Origin of the sequence: Bradyrhizobium barranii subsp. apii, from assembly GCF_011516635.5 — a bacterium.
In the GTDB taxonomy this organism is placed as follows: Bacteria; Pseudomonadota; Alphaproteobacteria; order Rhizobiales; family Xanthobacteraceae; genus Bradyrhizobium; species Bradyrhizobium barranii.
Window position 1 is genome coordinate 1,184,303 of the sequence record NZ_CP096255.1, and the last position, 17,791, is coordinate 1,202,093.

Annotated in this window: 18 protein-coding genes and 3 pseudogenes; 18 read left to right on the top strand and 3 right to left on the bottom strand. The window is 64.5% G+C overall.

The window, feature by feature from the left end; translation table 11 throughout:
- Positions 1 to 23: 23 nt before the first annotated feature.
- The 7 genes and pseudogenes from HAP41_RS05630 to phnE (HAP41_RS05660) all read left to right on the top strand — a co-directional run.
- Positions 24 to 185, top strand: a pseudogene (locus HAP41_RS05630) (phosphonate ABC transporter substrate-binding protein); the annotation flags it as partial.
- Between the two features lie 142 nt (positions 186 to 327).
- Positions 328 to 1,188 (top strand): tyrosine-type recombinase/integrase, encoded by an 861-nt coding sequence (locus tag HAP41_RS05635; protein WP_029085027.1) that lies wholly within the window; start codon positions 328 to 330, stop codon positions 1,186 to 1,188.
- Between the two features lie 20 nt (positions 1,189 to 1,208).
- Positions 1,209 to 2,435, top strand: a complete 1,227-nt coding sequence (locus HAP41_RS05640) for an IS91 family transposase (protein WP_166053869.1) — start codon at positions 1,209 to 1,211, stop codon at positions 2,433 to 2,435.
- A gap of 418 nt (positions 2,436 to 2,853) precedes the next feature.
- Positions 2,854 to 3,800 (top strand): IS630 family transposase gene (locus HAP41_RS05645; RefSeq protein ID WP_166055883.1). Its coding sequence is split into 2 segments (ribosomal slippage): positions 2,854 to 3,193 and positions 3,193 to 3,800, totalling 948 coding nucleotides; the frame shifts between segments, so codons are not numbered across the junction.
- Positions 3,801 to 3,813: 13 nt separating this feature from the next.
- Positions 3,814 to 4,587: pseudogene (gene phnD, locus HAP41_RS05650) on the top strand (phosphonate ABC transporter substrate-binding protein); the annotation flags it as partial.
- 76 nt (positions 4,588 to 4,663) lie between these two features.
- Positions 4,664 to 5,548: a phosphonate ABC transporter, permease protein PhnE gene (gene phnE / locus HAP41_RS05655; protein WP_166104544.1), complete on the top strand. Its 885-nt coding sequence runs from the start codon at positions 4,664 to 4,666 to the stop codon at positions 5,546 to 5,548.
- Entirely contained in the window at positions 5,545 to 6,393 is an 849-nt protein-coding gene (gene phnE, locus HAP41_RS05660) for a phosphonate ABC transporter, permease protein PhnE (RefSeq protein ID WP_166104540.1), read from the top strand. Before phnE (HAP41_RS05655) ends, phnE (HAP41_RS05660) begins: the two co-directional genes overlap by 4 nt.
- Positions 6,394 to 6,520: 127 nt before the next feature.
- On the opposite strand, the gene phnF is transcribed toward phnE (HAP41_RS05660), so the two are convergent.
- Entirely contained in the window at positions 6,521 to 7,252 is a 732-nt protein-coding gene (phnF, locus tag HAP41_RS05665; protein WP_071909231.1) for a phosphonate metabolism transcriptional regulator PhnF, read from the bottom strand.
- 119 nt (positions 7,253 to 7,371) lie between these two features.
- Between phnF and phnG the strand changes: the two genes are divergently transcribed.
- From phnG to HAP41_RS05710, 9 genes are read left to right on the top strand one after another with little or no spacing between them, the layout of a single operon-like run.
- Positions 7,372 to 7,836, top strand: coding sequence for a phosphonate C-P lyase system protein PhnG (gene phnG, locus HAP41_RS05670; RefSeq protein WP_166104536.1), 465 nt, complete (start codon positions 7,372 to 7,374; stop codon positions 7,834 to 7,836).
- Positions 7,837 to 7,840: 4 nt separating this feature from the next.
- Positions 7,841 to 8,449: a phosphonate C-P lyase system protein PhnH gene (gene phnH, locus HAP41_RS05675; protein ID WP_166104533.1), complete on the top strand. Its 609-nt coding sequence runs from the start codon at positions 7,841 to 7,843 to the stop codon at positions 8,447 to 8,449.
- Positions 8,450 to 8,453: 4 nt separating this feature from the next.
- A complete protein-coding gene (locus tag HAP41_RS05680) occupies positions 8,454 to 9,557 on the top strand; it encodes a carbon-phosphorus lyase complex subunit (RefSeq protein WP_166104530.1) in 1,104 nt (367 codons plus the stop codon).
- A complete protein-coding gene (locus tag HAP41_RS05685) occupies positions 9,554 to 10,444 on the top strand; it encodes an alpha-D-ribose 1-methylphosphonate 5-phosphate C-P-lyase PhnJ (protein ID WP_166104527.1) in 891 nt (296 codons plus the stop codon). The genes HAP41_RS05680 and HAP41_RS05685 overlap by 4 nt, the downstream gene beginning before the upstream one ends.
- A complete protein-coding gene (gene phnK, locus HAP41_RS05690) occupies positions 10,437 to 11,249 on the top strand; it encodes a phosphonate C-P lyase system protein PhnK (RefSeq protein ID WP_166104523.1) in 813 nt (270 codons plus the stop codon). The genes HAP41_RS05685 and phnK overlap by 8 nt, the downstream gene beginning before the upstream one ends.
- A 22-nt stretch (positions 11,250 to 11,271) precedes the next feature.
- Positions 11,272 to 11,970 (top strand): phosphonate C-P lyase system protein PhnL, encoded by a 699-nt coding sequence (phnL, locus tag HAP41_RS05695; RefSeq protein ID WP_166104520.1) that lies wholly within the window; start codon positions 11,272 to 11,274, stop codon positions 11,968 to 11,970.
- Positions 11,971 to 11,981: 11 nt separating this feature from the next.
- Positions 11,982 to 13,139: an alpha-D-ribose 1-methylphosphonate 5-triphosphate diphosphatase gene (locus HAP41_RS05700; protein ID WP_166104517.1), complete on the top strand. Its 1,158-nt coding sequence runs from the start codon at positions 11,982 to 11,984 to the stop codon at positions 13,137 to 13,139.
- Positions 13,136 to 13,732, top strand: coding sequence for a phosphonate metabolism protein/1,5-bisphosphokinase (PRPP-forming) PhnN (gene phnN, locus HAP41_RS05705; protein ID WP_166104513.1), 597 nt, complete (start codon positions 13,136 to 13,138; stop codon positions 13,730 to 13,732). The genes HAP41_RS05700 and phnN overlap by 4 nt, the downstream gene beginning before the upstream one ends.
- A gap of 22 nt (positions 13,733 to 13,754) precedes the next feature.
- Positions 13,755 to 14,366 (top strand): pyridoxamine 5'-phosphate oxidase family protein, encoded by a 612-nt coding sequence (locus HAP41_RS05710; protein WP_071909237.1) that lies wholly within the window; start codon positions 13,755 to 13,757, stop codon positions 14,364 to 14,366.
- A gap of 183 nt (positions 14,367 to 14,549) precedes the next feature.
- On the opposite strand, the gene HAP41_RS05715 is transcribed toward HAP41_RS05710, so the two are convergent.
- Complete coding sequence (locus tag HAP41_RS05715; protein WP_166104510.1) at positions 14,550 to 15,281, bottom strand: SDR family NAD(P)-dependent oxidoreductase; 732 nt, start codon at positions 15,279 to 15,281, stop codon at positions 14,550 to 14,552.
- Between the two features lie 392 nt (positions 15,282 to 15,673).
- On the opposite strand from HAP41_RS05715, the gene HAP41_RS05720 reads away from it, so the two are divergent.
- The gene (locus HAP41_RS05720) at positions 15,674 to 15,895 is read left to right on the top strand and encodes a hypothetical protein (protein ID WP_166104507.1); all 222 of its coding nucleotides are present in this window, start codon (positions 15,674 to 15,676) and stop codon (positions 15,893 to 15,895) included.
- A gap of 22 nt (positions 15,896 to 15,917) precedes the next feature.
- Positions 15,918 to 16,870: pseudogene (locus HAP41_RS05725) on the top strand (sulfonate ABC transporter substrate-binding protein).
- 134 nt (positions 16,871 to 17,004) lie between these two features.
- Here the strand turns inward: HAP41_RS05725 and HAP41_RS05730 are convergent.
- Positions 17,005 to 17,787 (bottom strand): alpha/beta fold hydrolase, encoded by a 783-nt coding sequence (locus HAP41_RS05730; RefSeq protein WP_166104504.1) that lies wholly within the window; start codon positions 17,785 to 17,787, stop codon positions 17,005 to 17,007.
- Positions 17,788 to 17,791 lie beyond the last annotated feature (4 nt).

The window sequence follows — 17,791 nt, forward strand, 5'->3', positions numbered from 1 at the left end:
CCCCAACCGATGAAGAGGGTATCATGATCACTCGCAGACTGGTTCTTGCCGGCGCCGCCGCGCTCGCGTTCACGACCTCGGCCTCCGCCGACGACTGGAAAGCCAAATATCCCGAACTGACCTTCGCGGTCATTCCGGCGGAAAACGCCTCGGGCGTGACCGAGCGCTGGGCGCCGTTCATGAACTAGAGCATTTTCCGACCGGAATGAATCGGGTGTGGATTGAACGAAGCCGCTGCCGCGGCGTAGGGGGCAAGGTGGCATAGATCGCCTCCTGGCTGAGAGGATGTGGGTGTTGGAGCCCACCCCCTCAGACAGGAGTATCGAGATGGCCGATTTGAGCCCTCTTCGCCGCCGCATGATCGAAGACATGACCGTCCGCAATCTGTCGCCGGCGACGCAAAGATCCTACATCAGCGCGGTTTCGAAGTTCAGCCGCTATTTTGGCCGATCGCCTGACCGGTTAGAGCTGGAAGACGTCCGCGCCTTCCAGGTGCATTTGGTCTCGACCGGCATCTCATGGCCGGCGCTGAACCAGATCGTCTGTGCGCTACGGTTTTTCTACGGCGTCACGCTCGGCGAGGCGCTCATCCCAGAGCGCATTCCCTATGCGCGAGAACCGCGCAAGCTGCCGGTCGTTCTCAGCGCCGACGAAGTGGTTCAGTTTCTTGAAGCGGTATCGAGCCTGAAGAGCCGCGCCGCGCTCACCACCGCCTATGCGGCCGGGCTCAGGGCCTCGGAGGTTGCGGGACTGCGGATCGAAGACATCGACAGCGCCCGCGGCGTCATCCAGGTGCGCCACGGCAAGGGCGCGAAGGATCGCAACGTGATGCTGTCGCCCCAGCTGCTGGGCATCCTGCGCACCTACTGGCGGCTCGCCCGGCCGCGGCTTTATCTGTTCCCTGGTCGTGACGAAGATCATCCGATCGATCAGACCGTGCTGCATGCCGCCTGCCGGTCGGCGGTGAAGGCTGCGGGCCTGACCAAGCGCGTCACGCTGCACACGCTGCGCCACAGCTTCGCGACACATCTTCTCGAGAACGGAACCGATATCCGGATCATCCAGGTCTTGCTCGGGCACAATAATTTGTCGTCGACAGCGCGCTACACGCAGGTCGCCACCGATACGATCCGAGCGACGCAGAGCCCGCTCGATCGCCTGTCGCTGGAGGTGACGCCACCTGGATGACCCGCAGCGGGATGCGGGTCATGACCCGCTCCGACATCCGCTCCAACAGGCCCGCCATCGAGATTGCCGATATTCTGCGCCGGCATGGCGACGCCTATCGCCGTGTACATGCCGGTCATCTGGGGCGGGTCGAGCGGCGCGTGATGAGCGCGATCGTTGCGTGCCGGACCGAGGCGCTCGGCGGCCACATGCAGGCTTGCGACGACTGCGGCACGACACGCGTTGCCTATAATTCCTGCCGCAATCGGCACTGTCCGAAGTGTCAGGGGAGAGCCCGAGCCGCGTGGCTCGCCGCGCGTCAAGCCGACCTGCTTCCGGTTCCCTATTTCCACGTCGTCTTTACACTTCCCGCACCGATCGCCGCGATCGCTTTCCAGAACAAGGCCGTCGTCTATGCCATCCTGTTCAAGGCTGCCGCCGAGGCGATGACGACGCTCGCCGCCAATCCACGCCGGCTCGGCGGTGCGATCGGCGGCGTCGCCGTCCTCCACACCTGGGGACAGACGCTGATGCATCATCCCCACGTCCATTGCGTCGTTCCGGGTGGCGGCCTCTCGCCCGATGGCGCGCGCTGGACCGCTTGCCGACCGAACTTCTTCCTGGCCGTCAAACCGTTGTCCAGACTATTTCGCACACTTTTTCTCAAACGTCTGTCGGCAGCCTTCAACTCCGGTGCCTTGCGTTTCTTCGGCGATCTCGGAGCTCTGGCCGAGCCGGCTGCCTTTGCGGCCCACCTCGACGCCATGCGACGCATCAACTGGGTTGTTTACGCCAAGCGGCCCTTCGGCGGACCCGCACAGGTCCTGGCCTATCTCGGCCGCTACACCCATCGCGTCGCGATCGCCAACAGCCGGCTCGTCGCACTCGACGACGATCATGTCGCCTTCTCATGGAAGGACTATCGCCAAAACAGCGCGACAAAGATCATGAATCTCAAGCCCGATGAGTTCATTCGCCGTTTCCTGCTTCATACGCCGCCTGACGGCTTCCACCGCATCCGCCACTTCGGCTTCATGGCCAACCGCCATCGCGCTGCCAAGCTCGCCCTTTGCCGCGAACTTCTCGATCATGAGCGAACAGCCCCAAACGATGGCCAGCCGTCGCCTGTGGATTCGGAGGCTCAAACCTGGGCCGAGGTTCCTGCCTGTCCCGATTGTGGTGGCGTCATGCGCATCATTGAGCGCTTTCGACATAGCTTCAGACGCCCCAGCCCTCGAACATCACCGTTCCGATGCGACACATCGTGAGCCAAGTCATGTCGTGCACGACGATCATCATTCGTCATTTCGCTCCCAGCGTCTCGATCATCGCGGACGATGTCGAATCCGTGCTGTCACACTGCGCGACAACAACCGTCCGATGCAGCAAAAGGCCTATCGCGATCTCAGGCGAAGCGCGTCTGATCTCAACTCTTCCAGGATGCGCACTCCTGTGTCTCTGCCTCACGCGCCGAGCCAGCAGATCGGGCATGGCGATCTCGAACAATCCCCATAGCTGCAAAACCGCGAATAGCCTCCCGCGCCTTCGTTCAATCCGGCTTCAATGAGGTCGCGTCATAAGCGCCTGCCGCGCCCTCGCGTGAGCGCGACCTCACAGAACCCTCCAGATTCCCAAAACGGCGCGAGTCAGATTCAAGCTGCATGCTGGCGAGGGAGGCCAGCATGTATGGCCAGGGCGCTTTCGGTTGATCTTCGCCAAAGGGTGGTAGCCGCGATTGACGGTGGCATGTCCTGTCGACAGGCTGCTGAGCGCTTTGGTGTCAGCGCGGCCAGTGCGATCCGCTGGCGCGCTCGCCTCAAGAAAGTTGGCGACATCGTTCCTAAACGCCAGGGCGGTGACCGCAAATCGCAGCGCATCGAAGCGCATTCGCAATTGATTCTGGAGGCGGTGACAGCGAGGCCGGATATCACGCTTGCCGAGTTGCGAGAACTGTTGAAACGTCATGGAATATCGACTGGCATCGCGTCGCTCTGGCGTTTTTTCCAGCGCAGAAAGATCACACTTAAAAAAAGACAGCGCACGCCGCCGAGCAACGGCGCGGCGATATAAATGCCGCACGTGAGGAGTGGTTCGAAGGGCAAATCGACCTTGACCCTGAGCGTCTCGTCTTCATCGACGAAACCAGCGCCAACACCAAAATGGCGCGGCGTTACGGGCGCTCGCCACGCGGCGAGCGATGTCGTGCAGCTATCCCACACGGACATTGGAAGACGACGACGTTCACCGCTGGATTGCGCTCCGACGGTCTGATCGCGCCGCTTGTTCTGGACGGTCCAATGGATGGCGACGCTTTCCTGGCCTACGTCGAGCAATTGCTCGCCCCATCGCTGCGGCCGGGCGATACCGTTATCATGGACAACTTGCCCGCTCACAAGGTCCATGGCGTTCGAGAGGCCATCCAGGCGGTCGGAGCTAGCCTGCTCTATCTTCCGCCCTACAGTCCAGACTTCAACCCGATTGAAATGGCCTTCTCCAAACTGAAAGCGCTGTTGCGGGCCGCCGCAGCCCGCACCATGCCCGATCTCTGGCAAGCAATCGCCAACGCTCTCAAACGCTTCTCACCCGAGGAATGTCAAAATTATCTCGTCGCGGCTGGTTACGACGCAACGTGATCGGAAAACGCTCTATCTCTCCAAGGAATTGGGCGTGAAGGTCACGCTGCGCATCGCCAACGACTACGCCGCGGTCATCGAGGGCCAGCGCGCCGGCAACATCCATATCGCCAGCTACGGCTCGGCGTCGTTCGCCCGCGCCCGCCTGACCGGCGTCAAGACCGATGCCTTCGCCAACGACATCAACGCCGACGGTTCGACCGGCTATTACTCGGTGTTCTTCGTCAAGGCGAGCAGCCCCTACAAGAGCGTCGACCAGCTCAAGGGCAAGAACCTCGGCCTCGTCGACCCGAACTCGACCTCCGGCAACAACGTGCCGCGCTTCGAGCTCGACAAGATGGGCATCACGGATGCCGACACCTATTTCAGCAAGGTCGTCTTCACCGGCAGTCACGAGAACGCGATCCTGGCGCTGGCGCAGGGCACGGTCGACGTTGCGGCCAACCAGTGGACCAGCGATGACGATTCCACGCTGGCGCAGATGCTGACCAAGGGCATGCTGAAGAATGCCGACGGCTCGCCGATGAAGAAGGACGATTTCCGCATCATCCACAAGTCGGCGCCGATCATCAACGGCCCCTACGCCTACAATTCCGACCTGCCGGAAGATGCCAAGGCGGCGATCGCCAAGGCGTTCTTCGACGCGCCGGCCAAGGACAAGGCGGCCTTCGATCGCCTCCAGGACGGCCAGAAGAAGGGTTTTCATCCCGCCACCACCAAGGACTGGGATGGCACGATCGAGCTGATCAAGTTCGTCGATGCACTGCGTAAGAAGAAGGCGTCCTGAGTTTCGGGACGATAGCACTGGAGCCGGGTCGATGGATCCGGCTCTTTCTCTTTGATCGACCACCTTCCCTGGCCAGATGACCGTCGCGGTTTCGATCCTTCCCGAGCAGCAGCTCGCCGTGCTCAACGCGGCCTATCGCCAGGCGGTCGCGCGCAAGCGGCTCCGACTCCTGTTGGGGCTGGTGATCTTTGCCGCAGCGCTGTTTCTTGCCGCGATCGGCGCGGAAGTGAACCTGCGCACCTTCTTCGCCCATTTCGGTAATTTCATCAGCTATTTCGACCGCATTCTCACGCTCGACAGCGGCCAGCGGGTCTGGACCGATGCCGGCGAGTGGCTGTGGGGCTGGCGCAAATGGCTGAAGATGCTGGGCGAGACGCTGCTGATCTCCTATGTCGGCACGCTGATCGGCGCGACTTTCGCCTTCTGCCTGAATTTCTTCGCGGCTGAGAACACCTCGCCGTCGCCCTGGCTGCGCTTCGTGGTGCGTCGCCTGCTCGAATTCGCCCGCACCGTGCCGGGCATCGTCTTCGCGCTGATTTTCGTGATCGCCTTCGGCCTCGGGCCGATGGCCGGCGTGCTCGCGATCGCGATCCACTCCACCGGCGCGCTCGGCAAGTTGTTCTCCGAGATCGTTGAGAATGCCGACATGAAGCCGGTTGAAGGCATCCGCTCGACCGGCGCGAGCTGGCTCTCCTGCATGCGCTTCGCCGTGGTGCCGCAGGTGACCGCGGGCTATGCCAGCTATGCGCTGCTGCGCTTCGAGATCAACGTCCGCGAGGCCTCGGTCATGGGCTTCGTCGGTGCCGGCGGCATCGGCCAGGAGCTCGTCGTCGCCATCCGCAAGTTCTATTACTCCGACGTCAGTGCCATCCTGCTCACCATCATCATCACGGTCTTCATCATCGACATCACCACGGGCTGGCTGCGCGGCCGTCTGTTCGGCAAGGAGGCACGGACGTGACGAGGCCGCAGGAGGTCGACACGCGAGAGCTTCGCGCGCGCTACCCCGATGTGTTCGACCGCCCCGCCTCGGCGCGGCTCGCGATGCCGGCGATGATCGTCGCGGCGTTTGCGATCCTGGTCTACGGCCTCGTCGATCTCGACTTCTCGCCGTCGCGATTCTTTGCAGGGCTGAGCCAGCTCGGCTGGATCAGCCTGATGATGATCCCGCCCGATCCCGGCACCTCGCTGCCGGTCTATCTGAAGGCGCTGGGTGAGACACTGTCGATCGCGCTGCTCGGCACCACGCTGGCGGCGGTGTTCGCGCTTCCGGTCAGCCTGCTGGCCGCTCGCAACGTCATACCCTCGCAGATCCTGCGTTTTCCGGTCCGCCGTTTCCTCGATTCGATCCGCGGCGTCGACACCCTGATCTGGGCGCTGGTGTGGATCAACGTGGTCGGGCTCGGTCCGTTCGCCGGCGTGCTCGCCATCGCGGTGTCGGATTTCGGCGCGTTCGGCAAGCTGTTCTCGGAGGCGATCGAGGGCGCCGACCAGAAGCAGGTCGAAGGCGTCCGCGCCTCCGGCGGCAGCGCTTTGCACGAGATCCGCTTCGGCCTGCTGCCGCAGGTGCTGCCCGTGATCGCCGGCCAGGTGCTCTATTTCATCGAATCCAACACGCGCTCGGCCACCATCATCGGCATCGTCGGCGCCGGCGGCATCGGGCTCCAGCTCGCCGAGCAGATCCGCGTGCTGGAATGGCAGCGGGTGTCGTTCCTGATCCTGATGATTCTGGTCGCCGTCGCCGCGATCGATTTTATTTCGAGCAAGTTGCGGTTTGCGATCATTGGGCGGCGAGCTGTCGCCTGATCGCCGGCGCCGTAGGGTGGGCAAAGCGAAGCGTGCCCACCACTTCTGCTTAGATATCGGAGGTAGATGGTGGGCACGGCGCAAGTGCGCCTTTGCCCACCCTACGATTCCTGCGCGAGCGGGGAGCTCACCCGTTCTCCACCAGAAACTCCACCCGCTCCGCCGCGAACCGCGAATGCTTCGTCACCAGCGGCTTGCCGGCGAGGTCGTGGTCGGTCGCGTCGACCACCAGGATCGGCCGTCCCAGCGGCAGATCGAGCCGCGCGGCATCGGTTGCGTCCACGATGCCGGCGGTGATCCGGGTCGCGCCGCGACTGTAGTCGCGGACCCCGTAGTGCTCGAGCAGTTTCGTCATCGAGCGCGTCGCGGCGAATACCTCACCCGCGCCCGGGAACAATTCCGCTGACAGCCAGGTGGTGGAGACGCAGATCGGCGTGCGGTCGGCGAGGCGGATCGCCTCGATACGCACCAGCGGTGCGCCGGCCTTCAATCCCAGTTCGCGCGCGAGTTCGCGGGTTGCGACGTCGCCGGACGCTTCGATCAGCCGGCCATGCGGTTCGCGGCCATCCGCGCCGACGATCTCGGAGAAGCGGGTGCGCGAGCGCAAGGGATAAGCAAGGCGCTGCGCCTCGACATAGGTTCCGCTGCCGCGTTCGGCGCGCACGATGCCGCGCTCGGCAAGCGCGGCCAGCGCGCGCCGCACGGTGTGGCGGTTCACCCGATAGGTTTCGGCGATCTCCATCTCGCCCGGCAGCTTGTCGCCGGCCGCAAAGCGGCCGTCGGCGATGCCACGCTCGATGCCGTCGGCAACGAGGCGCCACAGCGCGACGCCCGAAGAGGCTGTGTCCTGCATGCTCATGTCGCCGAGAAGCCTACTTCAGAAATCACACGTTTGTCACGAAACAGTCATGGCGCTTCCGTATCAAGTTGTCTATTATCATAGACAACTTGGATTCGGCAAGTTCTGTCAAAAGCTCGGTGGATTTGGTGACCCAGCACAATAACCAGCAAGTCCAGCGCAAGGCCGCGATGGCCGTGCTGGCGCACGCGGAGGCGGGCGAGATCGCCGCTCGCCTCCGCGCTTTCGCCCTGCCGGCGCATCAGGAGCTGCGCGCGCCGGAAAACGGTCTCGTCATGCTGCGCGGCCGGGTCGGCGGCGACGGCGCGCCTTTCAATCTCGGTGAAGCCACGGTGTCCCGCGCCGCGGTCCGGCTCGCGAGCGGCGAGGTCGGCTTCGGCTACACGCTGGGGCGCGATGGCGAAAAGGCGCGGTTGATCGCGCTGTGCGACGCACTGGCGCAATCCAGTGATTTCGGCGAGGCGGTGGAGCGTGACGTTATCGCGCCGTTGCGCGAGCAGCTTATGATCCAGCGCAAGCAGGCGGCGACCGAGACCGCCGCGACGAAGGTTGATTTCTACACCATGGTGCGCGGTGAGGGGTGAGGCCATGACCACGATTGCGGAACTACCGCCGGGTTTCGTCGACAAGGTCTTGTCGGCGCAATCGACCTTTCGTTCCGTCATGGACGCGATGGCACGGCCGGGCTCGGTCCAGCGCATCGTGCCGATGGCGGGATCGCCCGGCCCGATGATGCGCGGCACCACTGCGATCGCGCTGACGCTGTTCGACCACGACACGCCGCTCTGGCTCGATGCCCGGATGGCGGAGAGGTCGGACGTGGTGAAATGGCTCAAGTTCCACACCGGCGCGCCGGTGGTGCAGGACTCCTCGATCGCGAGTTTCGCGCTGATCAGCGACGGCGCAGCGCTGCCGTCGCTCGAGCGCTTCGCACTCGGCACGAATGAGTATCCGGATCGTTCGACCACGGTGATCCTTCAGGTCGAGAGCCTGAATTCGGGGCGCAGTTTCGAACTGCGTGGCCCCGGCATCGACGGTGTCGCGACGCTTCAGGCCTCGATCAGGCCTTTCGACCTGTTCGAGCGGCTGCGGTTCAACGAGACGCTGTTTCCGCGCGGCATCGATTTGGTACTGGTCGCCGATGATGCCGTGGTTGCGATCCCGCGCACCACGCGTGTCGTGAACAAGGGAAGCTAGCCGCATGTATGTCGCAGTCAAAGGCGGCGAGCGCGCCATCGAGAACGCCCATCGCCTGCTCGCCAATGCGCGGCGTGGCGACCAGAGCGTTTCCGAGGTCACGCTGGATCAGATCTCGGAGCAGCTTGGCCTCGCCGTGGACCGCGTCATGAGCGAAGGGTCGCTCTATGACCGCGAGCTCGCGGCGCTCGCCATCAAGCAGGCGCGCGGGGATCTGATCGAGGCGATCTTCCTGGTCCGCGCCTTCCGCGCCACCCTGCCGCGCTTCGGCGCCAGCGAGCCGGTCGAGACCGGCGCGATGCGGGTGCAGAGGCGGGTGTCGGCGACCTTCAAGGACATTCCCGGCGGCCAGATCCTCGGGCCGACCTTCGACTACACGCATCGTTTGCTCGATCCCTCGCTTGGCCAGGGCTTTGTGCCTGAAGTGCCGGCGACGGCCGAAGCTTCGACGGCGCCCACGCCGCGTGTGACCGACATTCTGGGCCGCGACGGGCTGATCGAATCCTCGCCGCAAGCCGAAGACGGCGCCAGCGTCGGCGATCTTACGCGCGAACCGCTGAACTTCCCGGCCGATCGCGACCTGCGCCTGCAAAACCTCGCGCGCGGTGACGAAGGCTTTCTGCTGGCCATGGGTTATTCCACCCAGCGCGGTTACGGCCGCAACCATCCCTTCGTCGGCGAGATCCGCTTCGGCGAGGTCGAGGTCGAATTTTTCGCGGAAGACGTCGGCTTCGCCGTGCCGCTCGGCTCCATCGAGCTCACCGAGTGCCAGATGGTGAATCAATTCAAGGGTTCGGCGACGGAAGCGCCGTGTTTCACCCGCGGCTATGGTCTCGCCTTCGGCCAGAGCGAGCGCAAGACCATGTCGATGGCGCTGGTTGACCGCGCGCTGCGTGCCCGCGAGCTCGGCGAAGAAGCCGTGGCCCCGGCGCAAGATGAAGAATTCGTGATGTCGCATTCGGACAACGTCCAGGCGACCGGCTTCGTCGAGCATCTGAAGCTGCCGCACTATGTCGACTTCCAGTCCGAGCTCGGCCTGCTCCGCAAGCTGCGTAAGGAATTTGCCGAGGCCAATGCGCCCGATGCCATGAAGGAGGCCGCGGAATGAACGCGCCCGCCTACAATTTCGCCTATCTCGACGAACAGACCAAGCGGATGATCCGCCGCGCCATCCTCAAGGCGATCGCTATTCCGGGTTATCAGGTGCAGTTCGCCAGCCGTGAAATGCCGATGCCCTATGGCTGGGGAACCGGCGGCGTGCAGGTCACGGCCGCGATCCTTGGGCCCCAGGATGTGCTGAAGGTGATCGACCAGGGCTCGGACGACACGACGAATGCGATCTCGATCCGCAAATTCTTCGCCAAGACCGCGGGCGTCGCCACGACCACGGCCACAGAAGATGCGACCGTGATCCAGACCCGTCACCGCATCCCGGAGACGGCGCTGCACGCAAACCAGGTGCTGGTCTATCAGGTGCCGATCCCGGAGCCGCTGCGTTTCCTCGAGCCGCGCGAGACCGAGACGCGGCGCATGCATGCGCTCGCCGAATACGGCCTGATGCATGTGAAGCTTTACGAGGACATCGCCCGCTTCGGCCACATCGCCACCGCCTACGCCTATCCGGTGAAGGTCAACGCGCGCTACGTGATGGATCCGTCACCGACGCCGAAATTCGACAATCCCAAGATGGACAATTGCCCGGCGCTGCAATTGTTCGGCGCCGGTCGCGAGAAGCGCATCTATGCGATCCCGCCCTATACGCAGGTGGTGTCGCTCGATTTCGAGGATCACCCGTTCGAGCCGTACCGCTTCAACGCGCCCTGCGCACTGTGCGCGGCCGAGAATTCCTATCTCGACGAGATCGTCACGGACGACAAGGGCGGGCGCATGTTCGTGTGCTCGGACACCGACTATTGCGAGGGCCGTCAGGCCGCCGGCCATCACGGCAGCCTCAGCGCCGCGCCGTACAAGGACAAGGCGGGTTCACATGGCTGATCAAGACATGGCTGATCTCGCCAAGCTCGAAAACGACCAGCCGCTGCTGCTCGCAGAATCCCTCAGCAAGTCCTACGGCCGCATCGCCGCGTGCCGCGACGTCTCATTCTCGCTCTACCCCGGCGAGGTGCTGGCGATCGTCGGCGAGTCCGGCTCGGGCAAGTCGACACTGCTGCAAATGCTGTCGGGCCAGCTCGCGCCGAGCGCCGGCCAGGTGTCGTACCGGATGCGCGACGGCATCACCCGCGATCTCACTAGCCTCGGCGAAGCCGAGCGGCGCTTCCTGTTCCGCACCGACTGGGGCTATGTGCACCAGGATCCCGCGCAGGGCCTGCGCATGGCGGTCTCGGCCGGCGCCAATGTCGGCGAACGGCTGATGGCGGTGGGCTGGAATCACTACGGCCGCATCCGCGATACCGCGTCGGACTGGCTCACCCGCGTCGAGATGGACATCGCGCGCATCGACGATGCGCCGCGCACCTATTCCGGCGGCATGCGCCAGCGTCTCCAGATCGCGCGCAACCTCGTCACCGAGCCGCGGCTGGTGTTCATGGACGAGCCGACCGGTGGCCTCGATGTCTCCGTGCAGGCGCGCCTGCTCGACCTCGTGCGCAGCCTCGTCGCCGAGCTGCACCTTGCCGTCATCATCGTCACCCACGATCTCGCGGTGGCGCGACTGCTGTCGCATCGCGTGATGGTGATGAAGGGCGGCCGCGTCATCGAGACCGGTCTCACCGACCAGGTGCTCGACGACCCCCGCGAGCCCTATACCCAGCTCCTCGTCTCCTCGATTTTGCCGCCATAAGCCTTCCAAGATGAGTTTTCCGATGACCGCCATGATCGACATCGCCGCCGCGAAAAAGACCTTTACGATGCACCTGCAGGGCGGCATCGAGCTGCCTGTCGTCAGCGGCGTGACCTTCCACGTCAACCCCGGCGAATGCGTCGTGCTGTCCGGGCCGTCCGGCGCCGGCAAGTCGTCGATCCTGAAGATGATTTTTGGCAACTACCGCTGCGACTCCGGCCGCATCGGCATCCGCCATCGCGGCGCGGTGGTCGATCTCGCCACCGCCGAGCCGCGGCAGGTGCTCAACATCCGCCGCTCCACGATCGGCTATGTCAGCCAGTTTTTGCGGGCGGTGCCGCGTGTTGCGACCATTGACGTCGTCGCGGAGCCACTGATCGTGAACGGCCTGGCACGCGCTGAGGCGCAGCAGCGCGCCGGCGAGTTGCTGTACCGCCTCAACATCCCTGAAAGGCTCTGGCAGCTGCCGCCCGCGACTTTCTCCGGCGGTGAACAGCAGCGCGTCAACATCGCGCGCGGCTTCATCTCGGAGCTGCCGATCCTGCTGCTGGACGAGCCGACCGCTTCGCTCGATGCCGCCAACCGCGCCGTCGTGGTCGATCTGGTCGCCGAGAAGAAGCGCCAGGGCGTCGCCATGGTCGCCATTGTCCATGACGACGAAATCCGTCATTTGATTGCCGACCGTATTGTTGACGTCACCAGCTTTGCCGCCGCCGCCTGAAGGAAATGGAAATGAACGCCAAGCCGAAGGACACAGTGATCGCCAACGCCAGGATCGTGCTGGCTGACCGGGTGATCGAACAGGGCTGGCTCGCTCTCGCGGATGGACGCATCGCCGAGATCGGCGAGGGCAGGGCCCCCGCGGGTGCGGAGGATGCCGGCGGCGACCTCATCATGCCCGGCCTGATCGAGCTCCACACCGATCATCTCGAAGCGCATTACGTGCCGCGCCCGAAAGTGTTCTGGAATCCGGTCGCCGCCGTCATCTCCTATGACGGCCAGCTTGCGACTTCAGGCATCACCACTGTGTTCGACTCGCTCCGGGTCTGGCGCGAGGACGGCGCCGAGGAAGTCGACGGCCGCGCCGGCGTGCTCGCCGCCGCGATCACGACCGCGCGCGATGCCAGCCTGCTGCGCGCCGACCACTTCCTGCATCTGCGCTGCGAAATCCCGATGCCGAGCGTGGTCGAGGAAGCCAAGGAGCTGATCGACCGTCCCGACGTCAAGCTGATGTCGCTGATGGACCACACACCCGGCCAACGCCAGTTCCGCGACGAGGTCAAGCTGCGCGACTATTACCGCGGCAAGGGCGGCGGCAAGACCGATGCCGAGCTCGACGAGCTGTTCGCGAAGCGCTTCGAGTATCAGAAGCTCTATGCCGCGACCAACATGCGCGAGATCGTGTCGCTTGCGCACAAATACAACATTCCGCTGGCAAGCCATGACGACACCACCGAGGAGAACGTTGTGGACGCCGTGCGCGATGGCGTTTCGGTGGCGGAATTCCCGACCACGCTGGAGGCCGCGCGCGGCCTGCATCAGGCCGGCATCGACATCCTGATGGGTGCGCCGAACGTCGTGCGCGGCGGCTCGCACTCCGGCAACATCGCCGCGGTCGATCTCGCCCGCGAGGGCCTGCTCGACATCCTGTCGTCGGACTACATCCCGTCCAGCCTCCTGATGGCCGCGCTGCAATTGCCGGAGCATGTGCCCGCGATCAGCCTTCCGGCGGCGGTTCGGACCGTGACGAAGGCGCCGGCCGAGGCGGTTGGCCTGTCGGATCGTGGCGAGGTCGCGATCGGCAAGCGCGCCGACCTGATCCGCGTGCATGTCGCAGGCGACGTTCCCGTGGTCCGCAGCGTCTGGCGCGAAGGAAACCGCGTCGCATGAGCGAGACCGCGACCATGGCACACGATGAGGCCAGCGGGATCGGACCCGGGCGGCTCGTGCTCGTGGTCGGTCCCAGCGGCGCCGGCAAGGACACGCTGTTGCGGCTCGCACAGGCGGCCTGCGTCGACGATCGCGACATCGTCTTTCCGCGCCGCGTCGTGACGCGCGAATCCTCCGAAGCCGAAGACAACATGGCGATGAGCCAGGACGAATTTCGCCGCGCGCGCGAGCACGGCGATTTCGCCGTGCATTGGGAAGCGCATGGTCATTCCTACGCTCTTCCGCTCGAAATCAACGATGACATCCTTGCCGGCCGGGCCGTCGTCGCCAATGTCTCGCGCACGGTGATCGGCGCGCTGCGCCAGGCCTATGCCAACGTCGTCGTGGTCGCGATCACGGCGCAGCCGGACGTGCTGGCGCAGCGGCTTGCCGCCCGGGCCCGGCACAGCGACGGCAATATCGCAGATCGCCTCGCGCGCAGCGTCGACGACGCATCGGCCAATGCCGATGTCACCATCCTCAACGCGGGCAGCGCGGACTATCACAGCCGCCAGCTCGTGCGTGTGATCAGGAACGAAGGCTGGCACGAATAGCCGGCGCAACAAGGAGAACGGAATGTCGGTGATTGAAACGGTCGAACAGCTGGAGGCCATCTACGGTGCCGTTGGTGACGCCTCGACCGTGAAAGTCGCCGACCACGTTACCCCGCTCTACCGCATCTTCATCGAGAAGGCGCCGTTTGCTGCGCTCGCCACCATCGGACCGGAAGGCATCGACTGCTCGCCGCGCGGCGATCTCCCCGGCTTCGTCCGCATCCATGATCCGAAGACGCTGATGCTCCCGGATCGCCGCGGCAACAACCGGGTCGATTCCTTGCGCAACATCGTGCGCGATCCCAGGGTGTCGCTGATGTTCCTGATCCCCGGTTCCGGCAACGCGGTGCGGGCCAACGGCCGCGCTTGTCTCTCCGTCGATCCCGAGCTGCTCGCCTCGTTCAAGGTCGAGGGTAAGGCGCCGCGCAGCGTCATGGTGATGAATGTGGACGAAATCTATTTCCAGTGCGCCCGCGCCATCGTCCGCTCCGACCTCTGGAATCCCGACAAGCGGATCGATCCGAAGACGCTGCCGACGCCCGGCCAGATCCTCGCGGAAATGAGCGAGAACAAGGTCGGCGGCGCCGAGTACGACCGCATCTGGCCCGAGCGTGCTGCTGCGACGATGTGGTGATCTTTTTCTTACCCTCTCCCCTTGTGGGAGAGGGTGGCTCGCCGCGAAGCGGCGAGACGGGTGAGGGGTATCTCTCCGCGAACTCATCTCTCAATCGGCATGCGCGGAGAGATACCCCTCATCCGGCGCTTCGCGCCACCTTCTCCCACAAGGGGAGAAGGAAAGGCGGCACCATCTTCGCTCCTAGTTAAACGCCATCCCGCCGCTCAGCGCGATGGTCTGCCCGGTCATGTAGGCATTGTCGACCAGCAGCATCACGGCTTTCGCCACCTCCTCCGCCGTGCCGAAGCGGCCGAGCGGGATACGGCTGACGAGCCCGGGCTGCCCGCTCATCATGTCGGTCTCGATCAGCGACGGAGCTACCGCGTTGACGGTGATGCCTTCCTTCACCAGCCGCGCTGCATAGCCGCGCGTGAGACCCTCCATGCCGGCCTTGGATGCATTGTAGTGCGGACCGATCGAGCCGGCACCGCGCGCCGCGCCCGAGGAGATGTTGATGATGCGGCCCCATTTCCGTGCGCGCATCTCCGGCAGCACCGCCTGCGTGCACAGGAAGGCGGATTTCAGGTTGACGAGGATGGTGCGGTCGAAGTCGTCCTCGGTGAGATCGTCGACGCCGCGCGTGATGGCGATGCCGGCATTGTTGACGAGGATGTCGATCGGTCCGAGCCCGGCCGTGACGCGCTCGACAATTGTAGCCACGGCGTCGCGCTGCGAGACGTCGGCGGCAGCGACAATGGCGCGTCCGCCTTGCTTGCCGATTTCGCCTGCCAGCTTTTCGGCCTGCCCGATCTGCTCCCGGCAGTTGATCGCCACCGCCGCGCCTGATGCGGCCAGGGCCCGACAGACGGCTGCGCCAATCCCGCGCGAGCCGCCGGTGACGAGCGCGGTGCGCCCCTTCAGATCATCCGCCATGTCCGGATCTCCCAAATTGTCTGTTTTGACGTTGCGCGAGCGTACCATGCCCGCCGCCCGCGCCTGTTGAACTCGTCGCGAGATGAATCCGTCTGTTGGTGCTTGCGCCGGGAGAAGCGCGCCAGCGCGCTCGTGCCAAATATGGATAGCCATTTCATTGACCGAACGCGCCAATCGCTCGATATTCGCAGCATCGAAACTGCTCCTCGAGCTTGATGCCGCGATATGAGAACCGATCACCAGCGTAACCTTGACGACATGCATGCGTGCATGACGCGGCGCTGTTTCTCGGCGGCAACAGGCGCCTGTTGTTGTTGCTGATCGTCTCCTAGCAACCTCCCACAGCACAAATCCCACGACAGGAACGCCGAAATTCCGGCGAACGAGCAGTCATGTCCCAGACACAGTCGAACGCCTACATCATTGAAATCCAGGACCGCGCCGCCGGCATCATCACAAGGGATGAGCGCGGCTTCCGCTTCTTCTCCTCGGAGCGCCTGTTCGACAGCCTCGAAGGCCGCCAGTTCCGGTCGGCGCGCGAGGCCGAACGCGCAGCCCGTGCGGTGTTTTCGGAGCGGAGCCGCCGCGCCAATTCCTCACTCTTCGCCAACTGAACCTGACGCAAAGGACCGCAACATGATTGCACGACGACATATCCTGACCGCAGCGCTTCTCCTCGCAACCGCCCTGGCCGCACCCGCACGCGCCGAGGACAAGCCGGCGGAAATCCGCATCGGCACCCAGAAGGGCGGCTTCTTCCCGGCGGTACGCCAGCGTCAAACGCTCGAAAATGCCTTCAAGCCGCTGGGCATCGAGGTCAAATGGATCGACTTCCAGTTCGGTCCGCCGCTGCTTGAGGCGATCAACGTCGGCAGCGTCGATTTCGGCTTCGTCGGCGACACGCCGCCGATCTTCGCGCAAGCTGGCGGCGCAAAAATCAGTATGTCGCGGCGGTGAAGTCCGAGGGCGACAACCAGGCGATCATCGTGCCGAAGGATTCGCCGATCAAGACGCTGGCCGATCTCAAAGGCAAGCGCGTCGCCTTCGGTAAGGGATCGAGCGCGCACAATCTCCTGGTCGCCTCGCTCGAAAAGGCCGGCCTGTCCTGGTCCGACATCACGCCCGCGCCGCTCGCGCCGGCCGATGCGACGGCGGCCTTCGTGAAGGGCTCGGTCGACGCCTGGTCGATCTGGGATCCCTATCTCGCGCTCGCCGAATTGAAGGAGAACGCGCGCGTTCTCGTCTTCGACAAGGACGTGCACAAGCCGAACGCCTACTACATCGCCAACACCGACTTCGTCGAGAAATATCCGTCGCTGGTGGCAAAGCTCAACACGACCTTCGCCTCCGAAGGCAAGTGGGCGGAGCAGCATCACGAGGAGGTCTCAAAGGCGCAGGCCGAGGCGACCGGCGTCGACATCGAAGCTGTCAGGCGCTTCGTCCACCGCTCCGTCTACAGCGTGGTGCCGCTCGACGCCGAGGTGATCAGGACGCAGCAGGCCGTCGCCGACCGTTTTGCAAAGCTCGGCCTGATCCCGAAGCCGGTCAACGTTTCCGACATCGTCTGGAAGTGGACGCCGGGGTCGTAAGATGAGGCTAGGAAGACGTCGTCATGCCCGGGCTTGTCCCGGGCATCCACGTTGTTCGTCCCGAATAGCTAGACGTGGATGGCCGGGACAAGCCCAGCCATGACGCCCGTGGAGGCTGTCTTCTATCTAAACCCTCAGCCCGTCAGCGCGGCCAGCAATTCATCCGGGCGTTCGGCCATGATCATGTGGCCCGCGCCCGGCACCACGACGGTCTTCGCATGCGGGATCGCCGCGGCGAGCGCCTTGCCCGCCTTCGCCGGTGTCATCATGTCGCGTTCGCCGAGGATGAGCGTTGTCGGCACTTTCACGCTCGCGGCAGCAGTCAGCGCATTCTCGTAAGCATTGCAGGCCGACAAATCCCTGAACAGCACGCCGGGCTCGCAAGACTTCAGCATCGCCTGCGCGCCGCCATGCATCCACAGGCCCGGCGCGAGGCTGCCGCCGAGCTCGGCGTTGAAGCCGAGGCCCCAGATCGACACCATGTCGTTGGCGTCCTGCGAGTTGGCTTCGGCCGCTTTCAGGAGATCCGGGCCGACCGTCATGGTCGCGGCGGTGCCGATCAGGCTCAGCGCGGACACCTTGTCGGGATGACGCGCGGCCGTCTCCAGCGAGATCAGCGATCCCATGGAATGGCCGATCAGGTGCGCCTTCGCCACGCCCGCCGCGGCGAGCAATGCCGCCGTCCAGTCCGCCATCTCGGCGATCGTTGACAGCGAAGGTCCGGCCGTGCGGCCGTGGCCGGGCAGGTCGGGCGCCAGCACGGAAAATCCGTGATGGGCGAACCAGCGCGTATGCAGCGCCCAGGTCGAGTGGTCGAAGCCGGCGCCGTGGAGGAAGGCGACGGCGGGCAGGGACTTGTCGAACTCGCGGCCACCGTTTGCGACAAACACCTCGGCGCCGTTGACAGTGAGCTTCATGGTG